The 15,077-nt window shown below is 60.4% G+C and carries 13 protein-coding genes and 1 pseudogene; 7 read left to right on the forward strand and 7 right to left on the reverse strand.

Annotated elements, in window-relative coordinates; translation table 11 throughout:
* Window position 1: 1 nt before the first annotated feature.
* Complete coding sequence (locus tag ACIPSK_RS12945) at window positions 2–1,648, reverse strand: Na/Pi cotransporter family protein (protein ID WP_162116511.1); 1,647 nt, start codon at window positions 1,646–1,648, stop codon at window positions 2–4.
* A gap of 209 nt (window positions 1,649–1,857) precedes the next feature.
* Complete coding sequence (locus ACIPSK_RS12950; RefSeq protein WP_162116512.1) at window positions 1,858–2,319, reverse strand: tRNA (cytidine(34)-2'-O)-methyltransferase; 462 nt, start codon at window positions 2,317–2,319, stop codon at window positions 1,858–1,860.
* Between the two features lie 385 nt (window positions 2,320–2,704).
* On the opposite strand from ACIPSK_RS12950, the gene ACIPSK_RS12955 reads away from it, so the two are divergent.
* Complete coding sequence (locus ACIPSK_RS12955; RefSeq protein ID WP_162116513.1) at window positions 2,705–4,561, forward strand: ABC transporter ATP-binding protein; 1,857 nt, start codon at window positions 2,705–2,707, stop codon at window positions 4,559–4,561.
* Window positions 4,562–4,669: 108 nt separating this feature from the next.
* Here the strand turns inward: ACIPSK_RS12955 and ACIPSK_RS12960 are convergent, their stop codons facing one another.
* A complete protein-coding gene (locus tag ACIPSK_RS12960) occupies window positions 4,670–4,900 on the reverse strand; it encodes a ribbon-helix-helix protein, CopG family (protein ID WP_130662010.1) in 231 nt (76 codons plus the stop codon).
* 162 nt (window positions 4,901–5,062) lie between these two features.
* On the opposite strand from ACIPSK_RS12960, the gene ACIPSK_RS12965 reads away from it, so the two are divergent.
* Window positions 5,063–6,976 carry an ABC transporter ATP-binding protein gene (locus ACIPSK_RS12965; protein WP_162116514.1) on the forward strand — a complete coding sequence of 638 codons (1,914 nt, stop codon included), beginning with the start codon at window positions 5,063–5,065 and terminating at the stop codon, window positions 6,974–6,976.
* On the opposite strand, the gene ACIPSK_RS12970 is transcribed toward ACIPSK_RS12965, so the two are convergent.
* Window positions 6,932–7,864 (reverse strand): endonuclease/exonuclease/phosphatase family protein, encoded by a 933-nt coding sequence (locus ACIPSK_RS12970; RefSeq protein WP_162116515.1) that lies wholly within the window; start codon window positions 7,862–7,864, stop codon window positions 6,932–6,934. The genes ACIPSK_RS12965 and ACIPSK_RS12970 overlap by 45 nt on opposite strands.
* Before the next feature lie 284 nt (window positions 7,865–8,148).
* Here ACIPSK_RS12970 and petA point away from each other — a divergent pair, with 284 nt between their 5' ends.
* The 4 genes from petA (at window position 8,149) to ACIPSK_RS12990 (ending at window position 11,585) form a co-directional block, all read left to right on the forward strand.
* Window positions 8,149–8,727 (forward strand): ubiquinol-cytochrome c reductase iron-sulfur subunit, encoded by a 579-nt coding sequence (petA, locus tag ACIPSK_RS12975; RefSeq protein WP_026154254.1) that lies wholly within the window; start codon window positions 8,149–8,151, stop codon window positions 8,725–8,727.
* 14 nt (window positions 8,728–8,741) lie between these two features.
* Window positions 8,742–10,022, forward strand: a complete 1,281-nt coding sequence (locus ACIPSK_RS12980; protein WP_017965338.1) for a cytochrome b — start codon at window positions 8,742–8,744, stop codon at window positions 10,020–10,022.
* A 20-nt stretch (window positions 10,023–10,042) separates the two neighbouring features.
* Window positions 10,043–10,927: a cytochrome c1 gene (locus tag ACIPSK_RS12985; RefSeq protein ID WP_017965337.1), complete on the forward strand. Its 885-nt coding sequence runs from the start codon at window positions 10,043–10,045 to the stop codon at window positions 10,925–10,927.
* Between the two features lie 115 nt (window positions 10,928–11,042).
* On the forward strand, window positions 11,043–11,585 hold the full coding sequence (locus tag ACIPSK_RS12990) for an adenine phosphoribosyltransferase (protein WP_162116516.1): 543 nt from the start codon (window positions 11,043–11,045) through the stop codon (window positions 11,583–11,585).
* Window positions 11,586–11,603: 18 nt separating this feature from the next.
* Here the strand turns inward: ACIPSK_RS12990 and ACIPSK_RS12995 are convergent, their stop codons facing one another.
* Both ACIPSK_RS12995 and ACIPSK_RS13000 read right to left on the reverse strand, forming a co-directional pair.
* Window positions 11,604–12,071, reverse strand: coding sequence for a MaoC family dehydratase (locus ACIPSK_RS12995; protein ID WP_017965335.1), 468 nt, complete (start codon window positions 12,069–12,071; stop codon window positions 11,604–11,606).
* Entirely contained in the window at window positions 12,068–12,559 is a 492-nt protein-coding gene (locus tag ACIPSK_RS13000; RefSeq protein WP_162116517.1) for a MaoC family dehydratase, read from the reverse strand. Before ACIPSK_RS13000 ends, ACIPSK_RS12995 begins: the two co-directional genes overlap by 4 nt.
* Window positions 12,560–12,640: 81 nt before the next feature.
* On the opposite strand from ACIPSK_RS13000, the pseudogene ACIPSK_RS13005 reads away from it, so the two are divergent.
* Window positions 12,641–13,731, forward strand: a pseudogene (locus ACIPSK_RS13005) (hypothetical protein).
* 72 nt (window positions 13,732–13,803) lie between these two features.
* On the opposite strand, the gene ychF reads toward ACIPSK_RS13005, so the two are convergent.
* Window positions 13,804–14,907 (reverse strand): redox-regulated ATPase YchF, encoded by a 1,104-nt coding sequence (ychF, locus tag ACIPSK_RS13010; protein ID WP_024319526.1) that lies wholly within the window; start codon window positions 14,905–14,907, stop codon window positions 13,804–13,806.
* Window positions 14,908–15,077: the final 170 nt, after the last annotated feature.

Raw genomic sequence — 15,077 nt, forward strand, 5'->3', positions numbered from 1 at the left:
GTCACTTTGCGGTCGCCCGCACTCGGCTTTCGATCAGCAGGCCGCTTTCATCCATGATCGGATGCGCCACCGAGACGATGTGGGCGTTGATGCGCTTCAGGTCGCGCAACATGTCAAGATGCAGCGAACTCGTCTGCAGGCTGTCGGTGCGGCCGTCACGCAGACGTTCGAGATGGCGCTCGGCAGACTGCTTTTCCATGCGGCGCACCTCTACTTTTACCTCCATCATCTGACGCGCGAGATTGAAATCGCGGGTGACGAAGATCGTCTGGGCGACCCGCAGATTGTCGATCGTCAGGTCGAACAGCTTGCGCAGTTCCTGATGACCGTCCTCGGAAAATTTCAAGCCGAGGGAGATCTTCTTCGCCACCTGCTCCGCTAGGCCCTTCTCGATGATGTCGCCCATATGCTCAAGGTTGATCGCATAATCGATGACGACGATCGAGCGGCGGGCGTTCTCATCGCTGAGACCCTCGCGGCCGAGCTTCGAGAGATAGACCTTCACCGCCTGCTGCAGCCGGTCGACGCGCTCTTCGAGGGCGGGAATCTCGGCAAGTTTGGAGGGATCACCGTGTTCGAAGGCTTCGCACACCCGGATCAGCATGCGCTCGATCAGGTCGCCGACGCCGAGCACTTCGCGGGTAGCGCTGGCCAGCGCCACGACCGGCGTCGAAAGCTCCTGCGCATCCAGATATTTCGGAGCGCTGTCGGGCTCGGCTTGATCCGGCACCAGCCGGGCCATCAGGGCAGCGAGCGGCCGGGAGAATGGCCAGGCCAGCGCCGCCAGCAGAAGGTTGAAGGCAAGATGGGCATCGACCGGCAGCTTGGCAGGGCCGAAGGGCAGCATTTGAATGAGTTCCGCGCCATATCCTGCCAGCGGCAGGGCGATAAGGCAGCCGAGCGTGCGGACGGCGAGATTGCCGAGGGTGACGCGCCGCGCCGAAACCGGGCCGGACAATGTCGCGACGACAGGCGGTATTGCGCCGCCGAGATTGGCGCCGAGCACGAGCACGATGACGAGTTCGGCGGAGACCACGCCGGCCGAGGCGAGTGACAGGATGAGCACCACCACCGCAAGGCTCGACGAAGATGCGAAGGCAAGTGCTGCCGAGACGATCATCGCCACGGGCAGGGCGCCGTCCAGCAGGCCGATGAAAGCGGCAAGGGCGGGAGAGGCGCGCATCGGTTCCGTCGCAAGGCCAAGCAGGTGCAGCGACAGCAGCATCAGGCCGATGCCGATCAGCGCTGTGCCACCACCCTGGCTGGTGCTTGAACGGCCGCGGCAAAGCACGATGCCAACAAGAATCAGCAGAGGAGAGAGCCATTCGATGCCCGTTGCCACGATCCAGGCGGTGATCGCGGTACCGACGTTAGCGCCGAGCAGGACGATCTGCGCCATGCGCGGCTTGATCAGGTCACGCTCGACGAAGGAGGCCGTCATCAGTGCCGTTGCCGTCGAGCTCTGCAGCGCGATGGTTGCGACGAGGCCTGACAGGAAAGAACGAAGGCTGCCGCGCGTGCCGGTCGCCAGACCTGTTCTCAGGCGGGCGCCGAAGGCTCTGGATACGCCATCCTTTACCTGCGCGAGGCCGAACAGCAGCAGAGCCACGGCGCCGAACAGGTTGATCATGATAATTGTAGAGTCCATTTTGTTGTTTTATTCTTCTTTCACGTCCTAAGAGCGTGGTTTTTCTAAATAAAACTTTCCAAACCGTTGGAATCTTAGAGGTCGGGGAGCAGTTTTTATTGTTCGGCTAATAAATATAAACCGGTTTGACGGCTTGGCAATGTCAATTTCCGACAATGCGGAGCTGATTTACGATTGCGCCGGATTATTCTCCGCCAGTCTGATGTCGTTCAAGCCCAGACAGTCTGGCGCATCGCCTCGCCGACGATCATCGCGGCCGAGACTGCGACGTTGATCGAGCGCTGGCCTTCGACCATCGGGATCAGGACGCGCGCATCGGCCCTCTCATGCACCTGATCCGGCACGCCGGCGCTTTCGCGACCGAAAAGCAGGATATCGTCCGGGCGGTAGGCAAGATCGGTATAGCGATCCGCCGCCTTGGTCGAGGCGAGGATCAGGCGGCGGCCGGTGGCCAGACGCCACGCCTCGAAGCGGTCCCAGCTGACATGGCGGGTGAGGGCGGCAGCGGCGATATAATCCATGCCGGCCCGTTTCAGGTTGCGGTCGGAAATGTCGAAGCCGGCGGGCTCGATCAGATCGACCGCGAAACCAAGGCAGGCGGCAAGGCGCAGGATCGTGCCGGTATTGCCCGGAATATCCGGCTGATAGAGTGCCAGTCTGAGTGAAGTCATGATGCGCCATCTTCCCGCTTTCACCGCCAAAGGCCTAATGCAACTGTGATTTCGAAGCAACATGACGCGTTTGGGCCCGAAAAGATGAATTTTTTGGCAGAATAGGGCTGGAAAATTCGTCGTTTTCGCGTTATCGGTGCATATCTTCAATCGCCAGCAAGGAGCGCCAGAATGAATATTTTGCTGTATGTGCGCCTCCCGGCCGTGATGCCAAGCGGTGCGATTTTCCGCCGATAGTGCGGCTTGCTTCCCTGAATTTCCTTTCTGATCCATTGTGCGGCTGTCTCAGCCTCGCCCCTTGAACGTTCGGTTCCCATGTGTGCTTGCGTAGCGCTGGGATGGCGCGAAGCCGGGAGCCGGAACGCTGACGTTTCGGAGCAATTTCATGTTTGGCTGGTTCGAACAGCGACTCAATCCCTTTCCAAGCGAGGACCCCGTCGTCCCGCCGAAAGGCCTTTTTGCCTTCTGCTGGCACTACAGCAAGCCGGCCGCGCCCTGGCTCGGCCTGATGGCCGTGCTGACCGCACTGATCGCGATCGGCGAAGTGGCGCTCTTCCAGTTCCTCGGTGACATCGTCGACTGGCTGACCAATGCTGACCGCACCACCTTCCTGGAGAGAGAAGGTCACAAGCTTTTCTGGATGGCGGCGCTGGTGCTGGTCGGCCTGCCGCTGACTGCCGGGCTCGATTCTCTCATCATGCATCAGATGATGCTCGGCAATTATCCGATGATCGCACGCTGGCAGATGCACCGCTTCCTGCTGCGCCACAGCATGTCGTTCTTTGCCAATGAGTTTGCCGGGCGTGTCGCGACCAAGGTGATGCAGACGTCGCTTGCGGTGCGCGAAACGGTGATGAAGATCCTCGACGTCTTCGTCTATGTCGTCACCTACTTCCTGACGATGATCGTCGTCATCGCAGCGGCCGACTGGCGGCTGATGATCCCGATCCTCGTCTGGCTCGCAGTTTATATCAGCATCGTCGCCTATTTCGTGCCGCGGCTTCGCAAGATTGCGGCGGCGCAGGCGGATGCGCGCTCGATGATGACGGGACGCGTGGTCGACAGCTATACCAATATCGCGACCGTCAAGCTGTTTTCGCATGCGGGGCGCGAGGAGGTTTACGCCAAGCAGGGCATGGACGAGTTCCTGCAGACCGTGCACAAGCAGATGCGCAAGGTGACGCTCTTCCATATCAGCGTCTACATGAACAACTGCATCGCGCTCTTCGTCATATCGGGCCTGTCGATCTGGTTCTGGCTGAATGGGGCGATCTCAGTCGGCGCCATCGCCATCGCCATCGGTCTTGCCATGCGTGTCAACGGCATGTCGCAATGGATCATGTGGGAAGTCTCGGCACTGTTTGAGAATATCGGCACGGTCTATGACGGCATGGAGATGATGAGCAAACAGCACGACATCGTCGACAAGCCGGGCGCACCCACCCTGACGGCGAAGAAGGGTGCGATCCACTACGACCGGATCCGCTTTCACTACGGCAAGAGCAAGGGCGTCATCGACAACCTGTCGCTCGACATCAAGGCGGGCGAGAAGGTCGGGCTGGTCGGCCGCTCCGGCGCCGGCAAGACCACGCTGATGAACCTGCTGCTGCGTTTCTACGACCTGGAGGCCGGCCGCATCACCATCGACGGGCAGGACATCGCCGGCGTCTCGCAGGAAAGCCTGCGTTCGCTGATCGGCGTGGTGACGCAGGACACCTCGCTGCTGCATCGCTCGATCCGCGACAACATCGCCTATGGTCGCCCCGATGCAACGGACGCCGAGGTAATCGAGGCCGCCAAACGCGCGAATGCCTGGGAGTTCATCGAAGGTCTCGTCGACTTGCAGGGCCGCGAAGGGCTGGACGCGCAGGTCGGCGAACGCGGCGTCAAGCTCTCCGGCGGCCAGCGGCAGCGCATCGCGATCGCCCGCGTCTTCCTCAAGGACGCGCCGATCCTGGTGCTCGACGAGGCGACCTCGGCGCTTGATTCGGAAGTTGAGGCGGCGATCCAGGAAAACCTCTTCGCCCTCATGGAGGGCAAGACGGTGATCGCGATCGCCCACCGGCTTTCGACGCTGACGGAGATGGACCGGCTGATCGTGCTCGACAAGGGCCGGATCATCGAGGCCGGTTCGCACAGCGAACTGATCGCGGGAGGCGGCATCTATGCCGACCTCTGGAACCGCCAGTCCGGCGGCTTCCTCTCCGATCATGCCGAGGAAGCGGAAGTAGCGGCGCAATAAGATGCAATGAGGCCCTCTCCACGGAAGCGGGGAGGGCCTCTTGAATTCTTAGGATGGCTATGAGCTTGCTGGACGGTTGCTGAAGACCTGACCGCGTTTGCTTCCCGTTCAAAGGCTGTCGGCCCAATCAATCGCGCGGTGATGTTCGATGAGGACGATGGTGTTGGCGGCGGCGATCGTGCGCAACGCTGTGATGCGGCGGCGCTCCTCCTGGTCGATCCAGGCGGTGATGGCCTCGGTGACGATCTCGTCGCGCGGCAGCGCCAGATCGATGGCCAGGGCATCGAGCCTTTCAGCGAGCGGAAGCGGAATATGCGCATCGAGCATTTTCGTTTCCATGAACGTTGTCTCCAGTGAAGCGCGATCGTAACGTCAGATTGTGACCGGTTGAGGGGCAGTCAATGTCGATGCCGCCGATGTTATCGATAGTTACCAAAATATAACATTCTGTCCGCTTTTCATTCTCTTTTCCGGGTCGGCTAATCCGCCTATATCGCTTCTATGTTGCTGAACCCCATCTTGCGTCGATTCGAAACCTGGATCGACCCGTTCCGCTCACGCGCCAATCTCCAACCGCCGCGCTCGACGCTCGGATTCATCTGGTTCTATATCAGCCAGGCGAGGATGCCGTTTATCGCCATGCTCGTTCTCGGTGGGACATCGGCGGCAATCGAGGCTGCACTATTCTGGTTCGTCGGACGCTTGGTCGATATCCTCGGGAGCATCACGCCTGGTGCCGGCTGGAACGGTCTTCTCGCCGCCCATGGCGGCGAATTGTTCGGCATGCTCGCCCTTATCGGGCTCGTACGCTTCGTCGTCGCCTTCCTGATCGCACTCGTCGACCAGCAGGTGATCACGCCGGGCTTCTACAATCTCGCTCGCTGGCAATCCTATCTCTACGTCTCCAGGCAGTCATTGTCGTTCTTCCAGAGCGATTTCTCCGGGCGCATCGTCACCAAGGTCTGGTCGGCTGGGCAAGCGACCGGCGATCTCGTCACCTCGCTGATGGAAAGCGTCTGGTTCGTCGGCATTTATGCCGTAACGACGCTCGTGCTCGTCGCCCGGCTGGACTTTTCCCTTGCCGCCGTCGTGCTGTTCTGGCTTGGCGCCTTCAGCCTGCTTGCGCGCCACTTCGTTCCGCGCATCCGCCATCATTCCCGCGAAACGGCGGAAGCCGGATCGATGCTGAACGGCAGGATGGTCGACTCCTACAGCAACATGCAGACGCTGAAGCTGTTTGCGCGCGATGAGGAGAGCGACCGCTACATGCGGCAGGGCTTCGATATCTTTCAGGATACGGTGCTGCGCTTCACGCGGTTCATCACCGGCGTCAGGGCCTCCATGGCGCTGCTCTCCGGCCTGATGATCGTGACGATGGCCGGGCTGAGCGTCGATCTCTGGCTACGCGGCCTGGTCAGTTCGGGTGCGGTGGCATTCTCTCTGGCACTGGTGCTGAGGCTGAATTTCCTGCTTGGACGGCTGATGACGCAGTTCAACGGCATCATGCGCAATCTAGGCACCATCCAGAACGCCGCCGAACTGATCTCCCAGCCTCTAGGGCTCGTCGATCGGCTTGATGCGAAAAACCTGGTGGTCCGGCAGCCGGGTATCCGCTTCGACAATGTTTCCTTCCGCTACGGCAAGGGTCATCAGCCGGTCATAGAGAATTTCTCCCTGACCGTCCGCCCGGGCGAAAAGGTCGGTATCGTCGGCCGTTCGGGCGCGGGGAAATCGACGCTGATGAACCTGCTGCTGCGCCTCTACGATATTCAGGACGGCCGCATTCTGATCGACGGCCAGGATATTGCAGCCGTGACGCAGGAATCGCTCAGGATGCAGATCGGCGTCGTCAGCCAGGACACATCGCTGCTGCATCGTTCGGTGCGCGACAATATTCTGTTCGGACGGCCGGATGCCGGCGAGGACGGGCTCGTCGAGGCGGCGAGGCGCGCCGAAGCCATCGACTTCATCGCCCGCCTGCAGGATCAGCAGGGCCGTAGAGGTTTCGATGCGCATGTCGGCGAACGCGGCGTCAAACTGTCAGGCGGGCAGCGGCAGCGCATCGCCATTGCCCGCGTCATGCTGAAGGACGCCCCAATCCTCGTTCTCGACGAAGCGACGTCGGCGCTCGATTCGGAAGTGGAGGAAGCGATCCAGTCGAATCTCCATCGAATCATGGAAGGCAAGACGGTGCTTGCGATCGCCCATCGGCTCTCGACGATCGCCGCGCTCGACCGGCTGATCGTCGTCGATCTCGGCCGGATCATCGAGGAAGGCAGTCATGACGAACTGCTTCGTCACGCCGGGCTCTATGCCGAACTTTGGGCGCGCCAGTCCGGCGGCTTCCTCGCTACGGATGAGGACACGGGCTCAAGGATCGACGACAAATTCCGCCATGAGGCCAAAATGATTTGATCCGAAGCCGTTCTCGATGCGGCGCACCGATTTCAGCCGCAGCGGCGCCCGGGTAAAGACGTGATCGATCGGAATACCGAAGGCGCCGGCCCGGATCGGCCATGTCGCGGGCTCCAGCGATACCGTCCCCAAGCTTTGGGTGCGCATGAGATACTGCACGTCTGGCGCCAGAATCGACGTATTGAAATCACCGGAAAGGACGAGCGGTCCCGAAAGGGAGGGGATGATCTCCGCGAGATCCCAGATTTCGAGGCCGTGGAACTCATCGTAATAAGGTTTTGTCAGGTGCGCGGCGAGGAAATTGACCTTCTGGCCGTCGAAATCGATCGTCGAGATCGTCAGCCGATTGCGCCAGAGCAGGCCGAGATTGCGGATGTGGGGTTCGATCGGCGGACGTTTCGACAAGACCAGCGTATCGCATTGCTCCATGCCGACGCCGCATCCGATGTAATAGGGATAGGCCTTCAACAACCGCGGCAGTTCAGACAGCACCGGTTCGGCCTCCAGGATGTTGACGACATCGGCGCCCGAGGCGATGACCATGTCGGCGATGTCAGGGCCGTTTGCGAAATTATCGTTCTCGATATTGAAGGACATCAGCCTGAACAGGGCCGGGCGGCTCTCCTCGACTGATGGTTCGATGAACTCGCGCATCATCACGACGCCGTGGACGGCAAGGACCACCGATACCGCGAAGGTCAGCAGCGCATACCAATGCCGCTTGACGAGAAGGGCTGCGACGGAGGCCACCACGCCGGCCACCGCCAGATGGACCTGGAAGCTGTAAAAGAACGACAGCAGATAGAAATCGGCAACGTATCGCAGAGAGACGATGGCGAGAACGAGGGTCGTGAGGACGCTGAATACGCAAAAAATCGTGTCTCTCATCCGCTCCGGTCCGGCTCGCTGGCGTGGCTGCGACTGCGCCTATCACGAGGCCGTTTTTGTTGCAATGCAACATAATGGCAAGCGCGTGTTTGCCTTAAAAAATTCCTCCGAAATTTCCCGCGACATTGTGCCCTCATCCCCTTGCCAAGGCTGGACATAATTTGCGATCAAGCATAGAACGCGCCGGATTGCCGGGGAATCTATGGCCGAATTGTGTCCAGAGAGATTCGCCGGTAGAGGGGGCAGGGCGGAATTCCGCGAAAATTGCGCAGAGGATGTTAGCCGTGAGCGAACACGAAACGACAAGCGAGGGCATGGGCGAACCCACTCGCCGTGATTTCCTTTATCTCACCACTGGTATGGCAGGCGCCGTCGGCGCCGTTGCAGTCGCTTGGCCATTCATCGATCAGATGCGTCCTGACGCTTCGACACTCGCTCTCGCCTCCATTGAAGTCGACGTTGCCAGCCTTGAGCCTGGCATGTCACTGACGGTCAAATGGCGCGGCAAGCCGATCTTCATCCGCAATCGCACGCCTGAGGAAGTGGAAGCGGCAAACGCCGTCCAGCTTGGCGATCTGAAGGACCCGATCGCGCGCAATGCAAACCTCCCTGTCGACGCTCAGGCAACGGGTGTTGACCGGTCGGGCGGCAAGGGCAAGGAAAACTGGATCGTCATGATCGGCACCTGCACGCATCTCGGCTGCGTGCCGCTCGGCCAGGCCGGTGAATATAATGGTTGGTTCTGTCCCTGCCATGGCTCGGTCTACGACACGGCCGGCCGCATCCGCAAAGGCCCGGCGCCGCAGAACCTGGCGATTCCGACCTTTTCATTTTTGTCCGATACCAAGATCAAGATCGGTTGAGGGGAGACTGATTAATGAGTGGCCATTCCAGCTACGAGCCATCAACCGGCCTCGAGAAATGGGTCGATGCGCGCCTTCCATTGCCGCGCATGGTCTATGACAGCTTCGTCGCCTATCCGGTTCCGCGTAACCTGAATTACGCCTACACCTTCGGCGCCATGCTCGCCGTCATGCTGGTGGTGCAGATCCTGACGGGCGTCACGCTCGCCATGCATTACGCTGCCGAATCGTCGGTCGCCTTCAATTCCGTTGAAAAGATCATGCGCGACGTCAACCACGGCTGGCTGCTGCGCTATATGCATGCCAACGGCGCGTCCTTCTTCTTCGTCGCGGTGTACCTGCACATTGCCCGCGGCCTCTATTACGGCTCCTACAAGGCGCCGCGCGAAATCCTCTGGATCCTCGGCGTGGTCATCTACCTCTTGATGATGGCGACCGGCTTCATGGGCTACGTTCTGCCCTGGGGCCAGATGTCCTTCTGGGGCGCCACCGTCATCACCGGCTTCTTCTCGGCCTTCCCGCTGATCGGCGAATGGGTGCAGCAGTTCCTGCTCGGCGGTTTCGCTGTCGAAAATCCGACGCTGAATCGCTTCTTCTCGCTACACTACCTGCTGCCGTTCATGATCGCCGGCGTCGTCATCCTGCACATCTGGGCACTGCACGTTGTCGGCCAGACGAACCCGACGGGCGTCGAGGTCAAGACGAAGACGGATACAGTGCGCTTCACGCCTTATGCGACGATGAAGGATGCTCTCGGCGTCTCAATCTTCCTGCTGGTCTATGCCTATTTCGTCTTCTACCTGCCGAACTTTCTCGGCCACGCCGACAACTACATCCCGGCCGACCCGTTGAAGACGCCGGCCCATATCGTTCCGGAATGGTACTTCCTGCCGTTCTACGCGATGCTGCGTTCGATCACCTTCAACGTCGGTCCGATCGACTCCAAGCTTGGCGGCGTACTGGTGATGTTCGGCGCGATCATCGTGCTGTTCTTCCTGCCCTGGCTCGATACCTCGAAGGTCCGTTCGGCCGTCTACCGCCCCTGGTACAAGCTGTTCTACTGGCTGTTCGTGATCAATGCGATCATCCTCGGCTGGCTCGGTTCGCAGCCGGCGGAAGGCGGCTATGTCATGATCTCGCAGTTCTGCACACTCCTCTACTTCGCTTTCTTCCTGGTCGCGATGCCAGTTCTCGGCCTGGTGGAAACGCCGCGCCGCATCCCGAACTCGATCACCGAAGCGGTGCTCGAAAAGCGCAACAAAACAGCTGCAGCCAGTGCGGCAGCCAAAGCGTAAGCGAGCGAAGGAATAGGAATATGAAAAAGCTTGTTGCAAGCATTCTGCCGCTCGCTGTCGCTACCGTTCTCAGCAGCGCCGCCTTTGCCCAGGAAGCGACGCCCGCAAACGGCGCGGCTCCCGCCCATCACGAGGAAAGTGCGACGCCGCACTATCCGCTGAAGGAGCCGAAGGAGGAGGAATGGACTTTTGCCGGTCCGTTCGGCCACTACGACAAGGGTCAGCTTCAGCGCGGCCTCAAGGTCTACACCGAAGTCTGTTCCGCCTGTCATTCGATGAACCTTGTGCCCTTCCGCATGCTCGACGAGCTCGGTTATTCCGAGGCGCAGGTGAAGGCTTTCGCAGCGAATTACGAGGTTCAGGACGGCCCGAACGCTGCCGGTGAAATGTTTACCCGCAAAGCGGTCCCTTCCGATCACTTCCCGGCGCCTTTCCCCAACGCGGAGGCCGCTGCTGCTTCCAACAACGGTGCGGCTCCGCCCGACTTTTCGCTGATTGCAAAGGCTCGCGAAGTCGAGCGCGGCTTCCCGCAATTCGTCTTCGACATTTTCACGCAATATCAGGAAGGTGGCCCGGATTACATCCATTCGCTGCTGACCGGTTATGAAGAGCCGCCAGCCGGTTTCCAGGTGCCGCAGGGCGGCCATTATAACCCTTATTTCCATGCCGCGGCTGTCCTTGCCATGCCGAAGCCGCTCTCCGACGGCCAGGTGACCTATGACGATGGCGCGCCGGCGACGGTCGACCAGTATTCGAAAGACGTCTCCGCCTTCCTGATGTGGGCCGCCGAGCCGCATCTTGAGGAGCGCAAGCGTACGGGCTTCATGGTGATGATCTTCCTCTTGATCTTCACGGTGCTGATCTACCTGACGAAGCGCTCGATCTACGCCAACAAGGAACATTGAGCGGTTCCCGATCGACATTCAAAAGGCGGCCTCGGGCCGCCTTTTCTGTTGGTTCCGCCCCTGGCAATTGATAGGGTGCGGCCAGTTTCATGCCCTCGCAGAATATGGACTTTCCATGGACAATACGATTTCGGAGCTCGCAGCCAGCATCCGCTCCATTTCCGACTATCCCAAGCCCGGCATCATTTTCCGTGACATCACCACGCTGCTCGGCAATCCACGCACTTTCCGCAGGGCGGTTGACGAACTGGTGCAGCCCTATGCGGGCACGAAAATCGACAAGATCGCCGGCATGGAGGCGCGCGGCTTCATTCTGGGCGGTGCGGTGGCCCACCAGCTTTCCTCGGGCTTCGTGCCGATCCGCAAGAAGGGCAAACTGCCGCACGAGACCGTGCGCATCGCCTACAGTCTGGAATATGGCGTCGACGAGATGGAGATGCATCGCGATGCGGTGCAGCCCGGCGAGAAGGTGATCCTGGTCGACGACCTGATCGCCACCGGCGGCACGGCCGTCGGCGCAACGAAGCTGCTGCGCCAGATGGGCGCGGAAGTGGTCGGCGCCTGCTTCGTCATCGACCTGCCGGATCTCGGCGGCCGCAGAAAGCTGGAAGAACTCGGCATTATCGTGCACACGCTGGTCGAATTCTCCGGCCACTGAGTCTTCCTGCCTGCAGCGTCAGTCGAATTCGAGCACGCCGCTTTCGAAGCGGATAACAGCATCGCCGTTTTGATTGACGCCCTCGCAGAGGATGGTGTTGAGGTGCCATCCCGGTCGTGACGCGAGCGCCCGGCTGGAGAGGAAGGCGACGGAGTAGGTGACGACGTCGCCGACGAAGACCGGCCGCAGCCATTGCAATTTCTGGAAACCAGGCGAGGGGCCGAGGTTCGGCGACGTTAGACCCTTTTGTGCGAGTGCGACACTCTGCCTTTCCCAAAAGGCGAGGAAGGTTCGCATCCAGGCGGCGGTGGTGTGCCAGCCCGAGGCGCAGAGATCGCCGAAGAGGGTGTCTTTGGCGGCTTCTTTGTCGACGTGGAAACGCTGCGGATCGTATCGCGTCGCGAAACGGATGATGTTTTCTTCGGTAAAAGTGTAGCTGCCGATCTCGGCCTTCTCGCCAACCGCGTAAAGATCGGACATCCTCATGCTGACGTCTCCGGGCTTATGCCGATATCTGCGGGACGGGCACGCATGCCGAACATGACCGAATTCTCCGAGACGCAGACAAGTTCGCCGCGCTGGTTTTCCACCTCATGGCGGAATTTGACGATGCCCATGCCGGGGCGTGAGCGCATCGGCCGGGCTTCGAGCACGGTCGAATGGCCTGACAGCGTGTCGCCGGCAAGCACCGACTTTCGCCATTCCATCAGATCGACGCCCGGCGCACCTTCGCAGAGCGAATGAAGCACATAGCTGTCGGCCATCATGCGCATGAACATCGAAGAGGTATGCCAGCCGGAGGCGGCAAGCCCGCCGAGAATGCTGGCGCGACCGGCAGCCTCGTCGAGATGCATCGGCTGCGGATCGAATTCCCTTGCGAACTCAATGATTTCCTCGGCGACGACCAGCTTCGGGCCAAGCGCGAAGCGGCAGCCGGGCCGGAAATCCTCGAAGGAAAGTTTTTCTGCCGACATTCATTCCTCCCGCCATATGCAGCGCACAATGCTTACAATAGCATCCGCGCGGGCTCAATGATTCCGGGGAGATAAACGGGTATGACGGAACTGAGATCGATACTCGAGGAAGCTGCGCGCCAGGGGCTGATTTCGCCGGAGGCAGGCGGGCGGCTTTTGCCGTTTCTGGCCGAGCGCGGCGTTACCGTCAGAGAGGCACGGCCGGTAATGGCAGCGCAGGGAGAGCAGGTCTGGTCGGATACCGAGACACCGCGTTTCGTGCGCGGCTTTCACGATGTGCTGATCACGATCGGTGTCGTTGTGGCGCTCGGCGGCCTCTGGGGGCTTGCCGCACTTTATGCCGTGCTGCCGGCGATCATTGTGCTTTCGGAGATCCTGGTGCGCCGGCAGCGGCTTGCTCTGCCGGCAGCCTGACGATCGCGCTGTTCTGCTGGACATTCCTGCTGATGTCCTACTTTTTCAAGCCGATAACACCCGCTTTCAACGGGGCGGATGCGACGCAGTTCGTTGCCGGCTTCCCTATCATTTTCGGCGCCTATTATGTCCGCTATCGTGTGCCGTTGGCGTTGGCGCTCTGCATCATGTCGGCCCTTGCATTCGTCCTCACCCTCCTTTTGCGGCTCATGCAATGGGCGAGCGGGGATCCGCAATTCTTCGCCAACTATCCCGTCTTGCTCGCGGTGGTCTGCCTCGTTTGCGCGCTCGGGCTGTTCGCAACGGCGCTGTATTTCGATCTTGGCGATCGGATGCGCCGGACGACACGCTCCGATATCGCCTTCTGGCTTCATCTGGGTGCTGCACCGGCGCTGCTCTTCAGCGTCCGCCTGCTGATTTCGTTCGACGGCAATTTGCTGGATGTTGCCCAGACGGTTTCGATCAAGACGCCGATCATCGTTATCAGCGTTGCGGTGCTGATGCTGATCGGCCTTGTCATCGACCGGCGGGCCTTTGTCACGTCTGGACTGCTGTCGCTCGGTTTTGCGATTTACGGCATTTTCCGGCAGGGAAGTGCGACGGTTGATACCTATATCTTCACGACGCTGATCGTCGTCGGGGCGATCGTGCTCGTCATCGGAACGGGCTGGATGCCGCTGCGCCGCATCGTGCTGCGGGCGCTGCCGGCCGCCATTTCGCAAAGACTGCCGCCGGCCGTCTTAGAGGCAACTCCGTAAATCTTACGATTTCGCCCAAACCGCTGAGCGATTTGGGCGAAATGAATCGATCGGGATAGCGGCAGTATCCGTTCAGGTGTTGAAGCGGAAGTGGATGACGTCGCCGTCCTGGACGACATATTCCTTGCCTTCGTCGCGTGCTTTGCCGGCATCCTTGGCGCCGACTTCACCGTTATATTTGATGTAGTCGTCATAGGCGATGGTGTTGGCGCGGATGAAGCCGCGTTCGAAATCCGAATGGATGACGCCGGCGGCCTGCGGCGCCTTGGTGCCGCGCTCGATCGTCCAGGCGCGCGTTTCCTTCGGGCCGACGGTGAAATAGGTGATGAGGTGGAGCAGCTTGTAGCCGGCGCGGATCAGCCGGTCGAGGCCCGCCTCGTCAAGGTCGAGGGCGGAGAGGAATTCCTTGGCCTCCTCTTCGGGAAGCTGGGCGACCTCAGACTCGATCGCCGCCGAGATCGTGACGGTTTCGGCACCCTGCTCCTTCGCCATCACCGCGACGGCCTCGGTGAATTCGTTGCCGGTCGAGGCATCGCCTTCGGCGACGTTGCAGACGTAGAGCACCGGATGCGAAGTCAGAAGATTGAGGCTCTTGAGGATGACGATTTCTTCCGCATCGAGCGTCGACAGCAGCGTGCGAACCGGCTTGCCTTCGTTGAGCAGCTTCAGCGAGGCTTCCATGATCGGCAGCATCGCCACCGAATCCTTGTCCTTGCCGGTGGCGCGCTTGCGGGTCTGCTCGGTGCGGCGCTCCAGGCTCTCGAGATCGGCAAGCATCAGCTCGGTCTCGATCGTCTCAGCATCGGCGACCGGGTTGATGCGGCCCTCGACATGGGTGATGTCGCTGTCTTCGAAGCAGCGCAGCACATGCACGATAGCATCGACCTCCCGTATATTGGCGAGGAACTGGTTGCCGAGGCCTTCGCCCTTCGAGGCGCCGCGCACCAGGCCGGCGATATCGACGAACGAGATGCGGGTCGGGATCAATTCCTTCGACTTGGCGATGTCGGCAAGCTTGCGCATGCGCGGATCGGGAACGGCGACTTCGCCGGTGTTCGGCTCGATGGTGCAAAAGGGATAATTCGCCGCCTGTGCGGCGGCCGTCTTGGTGAGTGCGTTGAAGAGGGTCGATTTGCCGACATTCGGCAGCCCGACGATACCGCATTTGAAGCCCATGGCTGAAACCTGCTGTTCTTGAATTCCTTGCTGGTGCCTATGAGATAAAGGAGCAATGTGGTCAAGTCTTAGAGAGCTTTTAGCGTCGCTCACTTGCCGACGGATCGGTGCTGGCCTATTCTTGATTACCGATGGAGATTTCGACGTATTGCTGATTTCATCAGAATGCC

This window comes from Rhizobium sp. LARHSG275 (genome assembly GCF_052871115.1).

Excerpts from the sequence above, each read along its gene's own strand:
- ychF (WP_024319526.1), bottom strand. The coding sequence starts at position 14,907 with ATGGGCTTCAAATGCGGTATCGTCGGGCTGCCGAATGTCGGCAAATCG.
- ACIPSK_RS12980 (WP_017965338.1), top strand. The coding sequence starts at position 8,742 with ATGAGTGGCCATTCCAGCTACGAGCCATCAACCGGCCTCGAGAAATGG.
- ACIPSK_RS12995 (WP_017965335.1), bottom strand. The coding sequence starts at position 12,071 with ATGAGGATGTCCGATCTTTACGCGGTTGGCGAGAAGGCCGAGATCGGC.
- ACIPSK_RS12970 (WP_162116515.1), bottom strand. The coding sequence starts at position 7,864 with ATGAGAGACACGATTTTTTGCGTATTCAGCGTCCTCACGACCCTCGTT.
- ACIPSK_RS12990 (WP_162116516.1), top strand. The coding sequence starts at position 11,043 with ATGGACAATACGATTTCGGAGCTCGCAGCCAGCATCCGCTCCATTTCC.
- ACIPSK_RS12950 (WP_162116512.1), bottom strand. The coding sequence starts at position 2,319 with ATGACTTCACTCAGACTGGCACTCTATCAGCCGGATATTCCGGGCAAT.
- ACIPSK_RS12985 (WP_017965337.1), top strand. The coding sequence starts at position 10,043 with ATGAAAAAGCTTGTTGCAAGCATTCTGCCGCTCGCTGTCGCTACCGTT.
- ACIPSK_RS12960 (WP_130662010.1), bottom strand. The coding sequence starts at position 4,900 with ATGGAAACGAAAATGCTCGATGCGCATATTCCGCTTCCGCTCGCTGAA.
- ACIPSK_RS12945 (WP_162116511.1), bottom strand. The coding sequence starts at position 1,648 with ATGGACTCTACAATTATCATGATCAACCTGTTCGGCGCCGTGGCTCTG.
- ACIPSK_RS12955 (WP_162116513.1), top strand. The coding sequence starts at position 2,705 with ATGTTTGGCTGGTTCGAACAGCGACTCAATCCCTTTCCAAGCGAGGAC.
- ACIPSK_RS12965 (WP_162116514.1), top strand. The coding sequence starts at position 5,063 with ATGTTGCTGAACCCCATCTTGCGTCGATTCGAAACCTGGATCGACCCG.
- ACIPSK_RS13000 (WP_162116517.1), bottom strand. The coding sequence starts at position 12,559 with ATGTCGGCAGAAAAACTTTCCTTCGAGGATTTCCGGCCCGGCTGCCGC.